Here is a 12275-nt window from a genome sequence, read left to right on the forward strand (position 1 = left end):
GTGGTGGGCGGTGAAGCCGTGACGGCCGCCGTCGGGGAGAGCGAGAGGCCAGTGCAGTTCGACGCGGTTGTATTTGGTGCGGGTTCGTCGGGGCTGGTCGCGCAGTTCCCCGCGCCCCTAGGGGGTGGTTGCTGCCGCGTTGTTCGGTGCGGGTTTGTTGTGGCTGGTCGCGCAGTTCCTCGCGCCCCTAGGGGGTGGTTGCTGCCGCGTTGTTCGGTGCGGGTTCGTTGTGGCTGGTTGCGCAGTTCCCCGCGCCCCTAGGGAGTGGTCGCTCTCGCGTTGTTCGGTGCGGGTTCGTTGTGGGTTGTTGCGCAGTTCCCCGCGCCCCTGGGGGGGTGGCTGTTCCCTGCGTTGATTTGGGGGCGTGGTTGTTTGCGCCCCAGCCATCCCGTTCACGCCCCCCGCAGCAGCTCCCCCAGCAGTCGTATCGCCCCCCTCTTGTGCAACGGCTCGTTGCCGTTGCCGCACTTGGGGGACTGGATGCAGGAGGGGCAGCCGGTGTCGCAGGGGCAGGACTTGATGGCTTCCAGGGTTGCTGTGAGCCAGGTCCGTGCTGTGTGGAAGGCGCGTTCGGAGAAGCCCGCGCCGCCGGGGTGGCCGTCGTAGACGAAGACCGTCGGGAGGAGGGTGTCGGGGTGCAGGGGGATGGAGACGCCGCCGATGTCCCAGCGGTCGCAGGTCGCGAAGAGGGGCAGCATGCCGATGGAGGCGTGTTCGGCGGCGTGGAGGGCGCCGCCGAGGATCTCCGGGGGGATGGTGGCGTCGTCCAGCTGGGACTCCGTCACCGTCCACCACACCGCGCGCGTACGGAGTGTGCGGGGCGGCAGGTCCAGCTTCGTCTCGCCCAGGACCTCGCCCGTCAGGACCCGGCGGCGCAGGAACGACACCACCTGGTTGGTCACCTCGACGGAGCCGTAGTGCAACTTCCCCTCGCCCCAGGGGATCTCGGCGTCGACGGACAGCACCGCGACAGCCGTCGTATCGCGGGCGATCGTCGAGTACGGCGGGTTGGCCTCCTCGACCAACGCCGTGGAGTCGTCGAGATCCAGCGCGCGCACGAGATACGTACGGCCCTGATGCAGATGCACGGCCCCTTCGTGGACGCTCGTGTGCGCGGACCCGGCGTCGACGGTGCCCAGCAGCCGCCCCGTACCCGCCTCGACGATCTGGACCGGCGTACCCCCCTCGCCCCGGATGTCGGCGAGGTCGGCGGCCCGTTCCCGGCGTGTCCAGTGCCACGCCTTGGTGCGCCGGCGCAGCAGCCGCGCGGCCTCCAGCTGGGGGAGGAGGTCCTTGGTCGAGGGGCCGAACAGCTCGAAGTCCTCCTCGGTGAGGGGGAGTTCGGAGGCGGCGGCGCACAAGTGGGGGGCGAGGACGTACGGGTTGTCGGGGTCGAGGACCGTCGACTCGACGGGCTGGTCGAACAGCGCCTCGGGATGGTGGACGAGGAACGTGTCCAGCGGATCGTCCCGCGCGACGAGGACCGCGAGCGCCCCCTCGCCGCCCCGCCCCGCGCGCCCGGCCTGCTGCCACAGGGAGGCGCGGGTGCCGGGGTACCCGGCGATGAGGACCGCGTCGAGCCCGGAGACGTCCACGCCCAGCTCCAGCGCGGTCGTCGCGGCCAGCCCCAGCAACTCACCGGAGTGCAGCGCCTGTTCGAGCGCCCGCCGCTCCTCGGGCAGGTACCCGCCCCGGTACGCGGCCACCCGCCGCGCGAGCGAGCGGTCGACCTCGGCCAGCCGCTCCTGCGCGATGACGGAGATCAGCTCGGCCCCGCGCCGGGAGCGCACGAAGGCGACCGTGCGCGCCCCCTGGACCGCGAGGTCGGTCAGCAGGTCGGCGGTCTCGGCGATCGCCGTACGCCGCACCGGAGCGCCCTTCTCGCCGTGCAGTTCGGTCAGCGGCGGCTCCCAGAGGGCGAAGACCAGCTCGCCGCGCGGGGAGGCGTCGTCGGCGACCTCGACGACCGGCAGACCGGTCAGGCGCCCGGCGGTGACCGCGGGCTGCGCCGCGGTCGCGGAGGCCAGCAGGAACACCGGGGAGGAGCCGTACCGCGCGCACAGCCGCCGCAGCCGGCGCAGGACTTGGGCGACGTGGGAGCCGAACACGCCCCGGTAGGTGTGACATTCGTCCACCACGACGTACTTCAGGGACTTCAGGAACGAGGACCAGCGCGGGTGCGAGGGGAGGATCCCGCGGTGCAGCATGTCGGGGTTGGTGAGGACGTACGTGCCGTACTGGCGGACCCACTCGCGCTCCTCGACCGGAGTGTCACCGTCGTACACGGCAGGACGCACCGCGGTGCCGAGAGGTTGTGAAAGTTCCTTCACGGATCGGAGCTGATCCGCCGCCAGCGCCTTCGTCGGCGCGAGGTAGAGCGCCGTCGCGCCCCGGCCGTTGGGGGCCTCGGAGCCGTCCAGGAGGGCCGACAGGACGGGTACGAGATAAGCCAGCGACTTGCCCGAGGCGGTGCCTGTGGCGACGATCACCGACTCGCCGTCCAGGGCGTGTTCGGCGGCCAGCGCCTGGTGCGCCCAGGGGTCCTCGATGCCGTACTCCCGTACGGCCGCGATCACTTCCGCGCGGATCCGGTGCGGCCAGACGGCATGACGTCCCGCCCTCGGGGGCAAGTGCTCCGTATGGGTGATGCGCGAGGCGCGGTCGGACCCCGCGGCGAGGCTGTGCAGCAGCGCCTGCGGCGAGGGTCGATCGGATCGGTGATTCTTGGCCATCGGCACCGAGTGTGTCACCGGCGTGACGGACAATGGAGCGAAGGCGTCGTGCACGCCTGCCGGTAAGTGATTGAATGCCATCGCGGCTGGCGAACCGTCCAGGGGCTCCTGCCTAGGTGTCCCGAGGGGCGACCGCTCGATAGCAAGGTGCTGGAGGATCCGTGGACCTGTCCCTGTCGACCGAGACCATCGGCGATCGCACGATCGTCAAGGTCGGTGGCGAAATCGACGTATATACCGCGCCCAAGCTGCGCGAGCAGCTGGTCGAGCTGGTGAACGACGGGAATTTCCACCTCGTCGTCGACATGGAGGGCGTGGACTTCCTCGACTCCACCGGGCTCGGCGTGCTGGTCGGCGGCCTCAAGCGTGTGCGCGCCCACGAGGGCTCGCTGCGCCTGGTCTGCAACCAGGAGCGCATTCTGAAGATCTTCCGGATCACGGGGCTCACCAAGGTGTTCCCGATCCACACCTCGGTCGCGGAAGCCGTCGAGGCCACCGACTGACCTCCGCCCACCAGCGGTACGACGAACTGAACAACCGGGGGGACCGGGCCGCCGTTCACCGGCGGCCCGGCCTTCCCACAAGCACGCCCGTAGTTCCGAGGGGGACGCATGGCCACCGTTGAACTCCGCTTCAGCGCGCTGCCCGAGCACGTCAGGACCGCCCGACTGGTGGCGGCAGCGGTGGCGCGCAGGGCCGGAGTGGACGAGGCCGTACTCGACGAGGTCAGGCTCGCCGTCGGCGAGGCCTGTACGCGCGCGGTGGGGCTCCACCAGAGCGCGGGCCTCACCGCACCCGTCAAGGTCGCGCTGATCGAGGAGGAGAAGCAGTTCTCCATCGAGGTCGGCGACGAGGCGCCGGTCGCCCACCCCGGTGACGGGGCGTCGGGCGGCGCGGAGACCGAGGAGGACGACATGGGCCTCGCGGTGATCAGCGGGCTCGTGGACGACGTCCAGGTCACGCCGGGTCTCATCCGGATGACGTGGCCGACGACACCGGCGTAATACAGCGGCAGTACCCGAAGGGCCCCCGAGTGGGGCCCTTCGGCATGTGCGGGCACGCTCATTAACACTTACAGTGGTTTCGTCAAAAGAATCTTAATGCCCCCGCCGCATTACTTGACGCGACGGCGAATTCTGCATGCCGCGCACTGTATTGATCGGGTTCCGGTACCTACAATCCGTCCACATCTCAGGAGCTCAGCCCAAACGTCAAGGAGGACGAATGGCGGAGCTGACCGACGGAAATCGTGTCCTGGTGGCGGTGATCGCCCTCGTGGCCCTCGCCGCCCTGGTGGTCGCGGGTGTGCTGCTGCGCCAGGTACTGGCGGCGGGCGAGGGCACCGACAGCATGAAGAAGATCGCGGCGGCGGTCCAGGAAGGCGCGAACGCGTATCTCGCCAGGCAGTTGCGTACGCTCGGCGTATTCGCGGTGATCGTGTTCTTCCTGTTGATGTTGCTGCCTGCCGACGACTGGAATCAACGGGCCGGCAGGTCGGTTTTCTTTCTGATCGGCGCGGCGTTCTCCGCGGCCACCGGATATATCGGCATGTGGCTCGCGGTGCGCAGCAATGTACGGGTCGCGGCGGCGGCCAGAGAAGCGACTCCGGCCGAGGGGGAGCCGGAAAAGGATCTCACCGCCGTCTCGCACAAAGCGATGAAGATCGCATTCCGTACGGGTGGCGTGGTCGGCATGTTCACGGTCGGCCTCGGCCTGTTCGGCGCCTCCTGCGTCGTCCTCGTCTACGCGGCCGACGCCCCCAAGGTCCTGGAGGGCTTCGGCCTCGGCGCCGCCCTGATCGCCATGTTCATGAGGGTCGGCGGCGGCATCTTCACCAAGGCCGCCGACGTCGGCGCCGACCTGGTCGGCAAGGTCGAGAAGGGCATCCCGGAGGACGACCCCCGCAACGCCGCGACGATCGCCGACAACGTGGGCGACAACGTCGGCGACTGCGCGGGCATGGCCGCCGACCTCTTCGAGTCGTACGCCGTGACGCTGGTCGCCGCGCTGATCCTCGGCAAGGCCGCCTTCGGCGACGCGGGGCTCGCGTTCCCGCTGCTCGTCCCGGCGATCGGGGTGGTCACCGCCATGATCGGCATCTTCGCGGTGGCCCCCCGCCGCGCCGACCGCAGCGGCATGAGCGCCATCAACCGCGGCTTCTTCATCTCCGCCGTGATCTCCCTCGCACTCGTCGCCGTCGCCGTCTTCGTCTACCTGCCGGGCTCGTACGGCGACCTGGACGGCGTCACCGACACCGCGATCAGCGGCCGGGGCGGCGACCCGCGCGTCCTCGCGCTGGTCGCCGTGGCGATCGGGATCGTGCTGGCCGCGCTCATCCAGCAGCTCACCGGCTACTTCACGGAGACGACCCGCAGGCCCGTGCGGGACATCGGCAAGACGTCCCTCACGGGCCCCGCGACGGTCGTCCTGGCCGGGATCTCCATCGGCCTCGAATCGGCCGTCTACACCGCCCTCCTGATCGGCCTGGGGGTCTACGGCGCGTTCCTGCTCGGCGGTACGTCGATCATGCTCGCCCTGTTCGCGGTCGCGCTGGCCGGGACGGGGCTGCTGACGACCGTCGGCGTCATCGTCGCCATGGACACCTTCGGGCCCGTCTCCGACAACGCGCAGGGCATCGCGGAGATGTCCGGCGACGTCGAGGGCGCGGGCGCGCAGGTGCTCACCAACCTCGACGCCGTCGGCAACACCACCAAGGCCATCACCAAGGGCATCGCCATCGCCACCGCCGTACTCGCCGCCTCGGCGCTCTTCGGGTCGTACCGGGACGCCATCACCACGGGCGCGCGGGACGTCGGGGAGCAGCTCAGCGGGGACGGGGCGCCGATGAGCCTGATGATGGACATCTCCCAGCCCAACAACCTCGTCGGGCTGATCGCCGGCGCGGCCGTCGTGTTCCTGTTCTCCGGGCTCGCCATCAACGCGGTGTCCCGGTCGGCGGGTTCGGTCGTCTTCGAGGTGCGGCGGCAGTTCCGGGAGAAGCCCGGGATCATGGACTACACGGAGAAACCCGAGTACGGCCGGGTCGTCGACATCTGTACGAAGGACGCGCTCAGGGAGCTGACGACGCCGGGTCTGCTCGCCGTCATGGCGCCCATCTTCGTCGGGTTCACGCTCGGCGTCGGCGCGCTCGGCGCGTACCTCGCGGGGGCCATCGGCACCGGCACGCTGATGGCCGTCTTCCTGGCGAACTCCGGGGGCGCCTGGGACAACGCCAAGAAGCTCGTCGAGGACGGCCACCACGGCGGCAAGGGCAGCGAGGCGCACGCCGCGACCGTCATCGGCGACACGGTCGGCGACCCCTTCAAGGACACCGCCGGGCCCGCCATCAACCCGCTGCTGAAGGTCATGAACCTCGTCTCCCTGCTGATCGCCCCCGCCGTGATCAAGTTCTCGTACGGCGCGGACGAGAGCGTCGGGATACGGGTGCTGATCGCGGTGCTGTCCCTCGCGGTGATCGTGGGCGCGGTGTACGTGTCCAAGCGGCGCGGGATCGCGGTGGGGGACGAGGAGGAGTCCGGGGACGCGGAGGGCGCGCACCCTAGGGCGGCCGTTTCGTAAGTTCTGTACAGAACGTCGTCCTCTAGGGCGGGCGGTTCGCTCGTGGGCCGCCCGCCCCTGCGCGCCGTGAGGCTTCTCTCTCGGGAACGCGCGGCGAGGGTGGGGGACAAACCTTCCGATAGCGCCTCATAGGGGTCACTCTCCCGGCGGTGCGCGTCCGGTCGGCGTGTATGTTTCCGTGGCCGAGAGCCATGGAAGGGACCGATCCGGTGAACAAGAAGCTCGCGACCGCACTGTCCGGCGGTGCGGTCCTGATACTGGCGCTGACGGGATGCAGCGGTGAGAAGAACGAGGTGAACAAGGACCTCGTCGCCTGGGCCGGGAAGCTCTGCTCCGACATCCCCGCGCTCAAGGCCAAGATCGACACGGCCAGCGCCTCCATCGAGAAGGTCTCCACCAACGGCCTCCCCCCGAAGGAGGTCCAGCAGACGCTGTCCCAGGCGTTCCAGCAGCAGGCCGACGGCTACAAGGGGCTCGCCGACGCCATCAGCTCCGCCGGGGCGCCTCCCGGCGTCGAGGACGGCGCCACGAAGCAGCGCAACGCCGTCACGGTGCTCACCTCGCTGTCCACGTCGTACGCCGGGCTGAAGACCAAGACGGACGCCCTCGACACGAAGAGCGAGGCGAAGTTCTCCGTCGGGCTCGACGCGGTGGCCGCCGACCTGAAGACCCTCAAGACCAGCGACACGGCGCTGACGGACCTGGAGACCGGGGACGTCAAGCGGGCCATGGTGAAACAGGACACCTGCAAGCAGACGGCGGCCCCGTCGGCCCCGGCGGAGCCCTCGGCGGCACCCTCGGCCCCGGCGGCCTCGCCGTCGCCGTCGGGCTCCGCGACGGGTGCGGCCAAGGGATAGCCCCCACGCGCGCGTACGGCCGACCGCGAGCCGCGCTCGCGCGTGCGTACGGGGGACAATGTGCGGGTGAGTGAAGTCACCCCCTCCCCGCTGCCCTCGTCCGACCACGTCGATGTGACCGTCCGGCTGCGGGAGGCCCTGCTCGCGGCCTCCTTCACCGCCGACGGGCTGCTCGACCTGCTCGGCGCCCCCGCGTACGCGGCGCTGGCCCGCAGCGAGACGGTGCCCGCGCTGCGCGCGACACGCGGCGACACGCCGCTGGAGGCCCTCGTACGGCTCTTCCTGTTGCAGCGGACCGTGCCGCACGCGCGCGTGGCCGGCGTTCTGCCGGTGGACGCGTGCGTGGAGAGCGGCTGGCTGACGCGCGCGGGCGACGAGGTCGCGGCGACCGTCGACGTACGCCCCTACGGCGGGCCCGACGGCGAGGACTGGTTCGTCGTGTCCGACCTCGGCTGCGCGGTCGGCGGGGCGGGCGGGATCGGCAAGCGCGACGAGGCCGTCGTCCTCGGCGTCGGCGGCGCCTCCACGACGCTCGCCGGGATCACCGTCCGCACGCCCGTGGGCGCCGCGCTCGACCTCGGCACCGGCTCCGGCATCCAGGCCCTGCACGCCGCCCGGCACGCCACGCGCGTGACGGCCACCGACCTCAACCCGCGCGCGCTGCACATCACCGCCCTCACGCTCGCCCTGTCCGGCGTACCGGCGGCCGACCTGCGCGCGGGCTCGCTGTACGAGCCGCTGCGCGACGACGAGTCGTACGACCTGATCGTCTCCAACCCGCCCTTCGTGATCTCCCCGGGCGCGCGCCTGACGTACCGGGACGGCGGCATGGGCGGCGACGAGCTGTGCCGCGCGCTCGTCCAGGGCGCGGGCGCGCGGCTGAACGAGGGCGGGTACGCGCAGTTCCTCGCCAACTGGCAGCACGTCGAGGGCGAGGACTGGCAGGACCGGCTGCGCTCGTGGATCCCGCGCGGGTGCGACGCGTGGGTGGTCCAGCGGGAGGTCCAGGACGTCACCCAGTACGCCGAGCTGTGGCTGCGCGACGCCGGGGACCACCGGGACGACCCGGCGGCCTACGAGGCGCGGTACGACGCCTGGCTGGACGAGTTCGAGGCGCGCAAGGTGAAGGCCGTCGGGTTCGGGTGGATCACCCTGCGCAAGGCCGCCGCCGCCGAGCCGTCCGTCACCGTCGAGGAGTGGCCGCACTCCGTCGAGCAGCCCCTCGGGGACGCCGTCCGCGCCCACTTCGAGCGCGTCGACTACCTCCGCGGCCACGACGACGCCGCCCTCCTCACCGCCCGCTTCACGCTGGCCCCCGAGGTCGTTCAGGAACAGGTCGGGCTGCCCGGCGCCGAGGACCCCGAACACGTCGTCCTGCGCCAGCACCGCGGCATGCGCCGGGCCACCAAGGTCGACACCGTCGGCGCCGGCTTCGCGGGCGTGTGCGACGGCTCGCTGACCGCGGGCGTGATCCTCGACGCGATCGCCCAGCTCGTCGGCGAGGACCCGGTCGTCCTGCGCGACCGCACGCCCGCGCAGATCCGGCTGCTGGTGGAGCAGGGGTTCCTGGAGCCGGTGGACGAGGGCTGAGGCGGGGCGCCCGACCTCGGTCGCGGCCCGCGCGCGGAAGTCGGCCGGAAAGGCACCCGCGCGCGGGTGGTGCGTGCCCGGCGCGCGCGGCGGTGCGCCGGGGGCCCGTCCGGGGCCGGGGGGAGCGCCGGGGCGGTGTTCACCTGAGGTTCGCCGGGGTGCCGTCCGGGCGTGGCAGGGTCCGGCGCAGCCGCACGCGCGTGCGGGGCGACGAGGGGGCGTGGACGGGCATGGAGAGTGGGCCGGCGATCTTCGCGGGGGCGGTGTTCGCGCTGTTCGGGGGCGGGTTGTTGGTGTGGACGACCGTACGCGCGCGCCAGCGTCAGCCGGTCGCCCAGGGGGTCGGGCAAGGGGTCGCGGTGACGTTCGCCACGGCCGCCGCCGTGGCGTCGCTGGCCGTCGCGGCGTGGTGCCTCACGCGGGTCTGAGCGCGCGTCCGGGGCGGCGCGGGGACACCGCGCGCGGGAGCGCCGTACCGGTCGGCGGTGCGGTGCGGCGCCGGCCGTCCTGAATACGTCGGTCGGTACTCCGGGCGGCAGGAATGGCGGTAGTCGGGTTACCGTTCGAGTGGCCGTTGCGGGCTTTTCCCGTTTGACACGGGGGCGGGATGTACCGTCACACTCCGCAGCGTCACCATGACTGTGCCCCGGGACGAAGCCTGGGGAGGCCCCCAGCGTCGATCCGGAGAGAAGAGCGAAGTTGTCCCCGACAAGCGAGACCGCGAAGGGCGGCAGGCGACTCGTCATCGTCGAGTCGCCCGCCAAGGCGAAGACGATCAAGGGCTATCTCGGCCCCGGATACATCGTCGAGGCCAGCGTCGGGCACATCCGCGACCTTCCGAGCGGCGCCGCCGAGGTGCCGGAGAAGTACACCGGCGAGGTGCGCCGCCTCGGCGTGGACGTCGAGCACGACTTCCAGCCCATCTATGTGATCAACGCCGACAAGCGCGCGCAGGTCAAGAAGCTCAAGGACCTCCTCAAGGAGTCCGACGAACTCTTCCTCGCCACCGACGAGGACCGCGAGGGCGAGGCCATCGCGTGGCACCTCCAGCAGGTCCTGAAGCCGACGATCCCGGTCAAGCGGATGGTCTTCCACGAGATCACCAAGGACGCGATCCGGGCCGCCGTCGCCAACCCCCGCCAGCTCAACCAGAAGCTCGTCGACGCCCAGGAGACCCGCCGCATCCTCGACCGCCTCTACGGCTACGAGGTCTCGCCGGTCCTGTGGAAGAAGGTCATGCCGAAGCTGTCGGCGGGCCGCGTCCAGTCGGTGGCGACACGACTTGTGGTCGAGCGGGAACGCGAGCGCATCGCTTTTCGTTCTGCTGAGTACTGGGACCTGACGGGGACCTTCGCGACCGGCCGCGCCGGGGACTCGTCGGACCCGTCGTCGCTGGTCGCCCGCCTCCAGACCGTCGACGGCAGGCGGGTCGCGCAGGGCCGCGACTTCGACTCCCTGGGACAACTCAAGAGCGAGCAGATTCTCCACCTCGACGAGAGCAGCGCCCGCGCCCTGGCCGCCGCCCTGGAGCAGACCCGGTTCGCCGTCCGCTCGGTCGAGTCCAAGCCGTACCGCCGCTCGCCGTACGCCCCCTTCCGTACGACGACCCTCCAGCAGGAGGCCAGCCGCAAGCTCGGCTTCGGCGCGAAGGCGACCATGCAGGTGGCGCAGAAGCTGTACGAGAACGGCTTCATCACCTACATGCGTACGGACTCCACGACCCTCAGCGACACCGCCGTGTCCGCCGCCCGCGCGCAGGTCACCCAGCTGTACGGCGCCGACTACCTGCCCTCCGCCCCGCGCACGTACGCCGGCAAGGTCAAGAACGCGCAGGAGGCGCACGAGGCGATCCGTCCCTCGGGTGATCGTTTCCGCACCCCCGCGGAGACCGGCCTGACCGGCGACCAGTTCCGCCTCTACGAGCTGATCTGGAAGCGCACGGTCGCCTCCCAGATGAAGGACGCCACCGGCAACAGCGTCACCGTCAAGATCGGCGGCACCGCCGCTGACGGCCGGGACGTCGAGTTCACCGCCTCCGGCAAGACGATCACCTTCCACGGCTTCCTGAAGGCGTACGTCGAGGGCGCGGACGACCCGAACGCCGAACTGGACGACCGCGAGCGGCGCCTGCCGCAGGTCACCGAGGGCGACCCGCTGACCGCCGAGGAGATCACGGTCGACGGGCACGCGACCAAGCCCCCCGCGCGCTACACCGAGGCGTCCCTCGTCAAGGAGCTCGAAGAGCGCGAGATCGGCCGCCCGTCCACGTACGCGTCGATCATCGGGACCATCCTCGACCGCGGCTACGTCTTCAAGAAGGGCACCGCGCTCGTCCCGTCGTTCCTGTCCTTCGCCGTCGTCAACCTCCTGGAGAAGCACTTCGGGCGGCTCGTCGACTACGACTTCACCGCCAAGATGGAGGACGACCTCGACGCCATCGCGCGCGGCGAGGCGCAGTCCGTGCCGTGGCTCAAGCGGTTCTACTTCGGCGAGGGCACCGGCGGCGCGGGCGGCGCGGCCGACGCGGGCAACGGCGACGGGGACCACCTCGGCGGGCTCAAGGAGCTGGTGACCGACCTCGGCGCGATCGACGCCCGCGAGGTGTCCTCGTTCCCCGTCGGCAGCGGGATCGTCCTGCGGGTCGGCCGGTACGGGCCGTACATCGAGCGCGGGGAGAAGGACAGCGAGGGCCACCAGCGCGCGGACATCCCCGAGGACCTCGCGCCCGACGAGCTGTCCGTCGAGATGGCGGAGGAGCTGCTGGCCAAGCCCAGCGGCGACTTCGAGCTGGGCACCGACCCCGTCTCCGGGCACCAGATCATCGCGCGGGACGGCCGGTACGGGCCGTACGTCACCGAGGTGCTGCCCGAGGGGACGCCGAAGACCGGGAAGAACGCGGTCAAGCCGCGCACCGCCTCGCTGTTCAAGTCGATGTCCCTCGACACGGTCACCCTCGACGACGCGCTCAAGCTGATGTCCCTCCCGCGCGTGGTCGGCGCCGACGCGGAGGGCGTCGAGATCACCGCGCAGAACGGGCGCTACGGGCCGTACCTCAAGAAGGGCACCGACTCGCGGTCCCTCCAGACCGAGGACCAGCTCTTCACGATCACCCTCGAAGAGGCGCTGGAGATCTACTCCCAGCCCAAGCAGCGCGGGCGCGCCGCCGCCAAGCCGCCGCTGAAGGAGCTCGGCGCGGACCCCGTCAGCGGCAAGCCCGTCGTCGTCAAGGACGGCCGGTTCGGGCCGTACGTCACCGACGGCGAGACCAACGCGACGCTCCGCTCCGGCGACAGCGTCGAGGAGATCACGCCCGAGCGCGGCTTCGAACTCCTCGCGGAGAAGCGGGCGAAGGGCCCGGCGAAGAAGACGGCCAAGAAGGCCCCCGCCAAGAAGGCCCCGGCGAAGAAGGCGGCGGCCACGAAGACGGCTGCCGCGAAGAAGACCGCCGCCAAGAAGACGACCACGGCGAAGAAGACGACGGCCGCGGCGAAGAAGACGACGGCCGCGGCGAAGAAGA

General features: G+C 71.1%; 8 protein-coding genes. 7 read left to right on the forward strand and 1 reads right to left on the reverse strand.

The annotated features are described in order from the left end of the window. Positions 1-392 precede the first annotated feature (392 nt). Positions 393-2813, reverse strand: coding sequence for a DEAD/DEAH box helicase (locus tag AOK24_RS22675; protein ID WP_079056940.1), 2421 nt, complete (start codon positions 2811-2813; stop codon positions 393-395). 80 nt (positions 2814-2893) lie between these two features. Between AOK24_RS22675 and AOK24_RS22680 the strand changes: the two genes are divergently transcribed. From AOK24_RS22680 to topA, 7 genes are all read left to right on the forward strand, one after another. Next, entirely contained in the window at positions 2894-3235 is a 342-nt protein-coding gene (locus AOK24_RS22680) for an STAS domain-containing protein (RefSeq protein WP_055721907.1), read from the forward strand. A gap of 108 nt (positions 3236-3343) precedes the next feature. Next, positions 3344-3736 (forward strand): ATP-binding protein, encoded by a 393-nt coding sequence (locus AOK24_RS22685; protein WP_055721908.1) that lies wholly within the window; start codon positions 3344-3346, stop codon positions 3734-3736. A gap of 220 nt (positions 3737-3956) precedes the next feature. Then, positions 3957-6311 carry a sodium-translocating pyrophosphatase gene (locus tag AOK24_RS22690; protein WP_055721909.1) on the forward strand — a complete coding sequence of 785 codons (2355 nt, stop codon included), beginning with the start codon at positions 3957-3959 and terminating at the stop codon, positions 6309-6311. Positions 6312-6520: 209 nt separating this feature from the next. Then, positions 6521-7168, forward strand: coding sequence for a hypothetical protein (locus AOK24_RS22695; protein ID WP_055721910.1), 648 nt, complete (start codon positions 6521-6523; stop codon positions 7166-7168). A gap of 66 nt (positions 7169-7234) precedes the next feature. Then, positions 7235-8758: a DUF7059 domain-containing protein gene (locus AOK24_RS22700; RefSeq protein WP_055721911.1), complete on the forward strand. Its 1524-nt coding sequence runs from the start codon at positions 7235-7237 to the stop codon at positions 8756-8758. A gap of 230 nt (positions 8759-8988) precedes the next feature. Beyond that, the gene (locus AOK24_RS22705; RefSeq protein WP_029184428.1) at positions 8989-9186 is read left to right on the forward strand and encodes a hypothetical protein; all 198 of its coding nucleotides are present in this window, start codon (positions 8989-8991) and stop codon (positions 9184-9186) included. A gap of 271 nt (positions 9187-9457) precedes the next feature. After that, positions 9458-12275 (forward strand): type I DNA topoisomerase (topA, locus tag AOK24_RS22710; RefSeq protein ID WP_055721912.1); only part of this gene is annotated, 2818 nt, incomplete at its 3' end.

Source organism: Streptomyces niveiscabiei (assembly GCF_001419795.1).
Taxonomy (GTDB): domain Bacteria; phylum Actinomycetota; class Actinomycetes; order Streptomycetales; family Streptomycetaceae; genus Streptomyces; species Streptomyces niveiscabiei.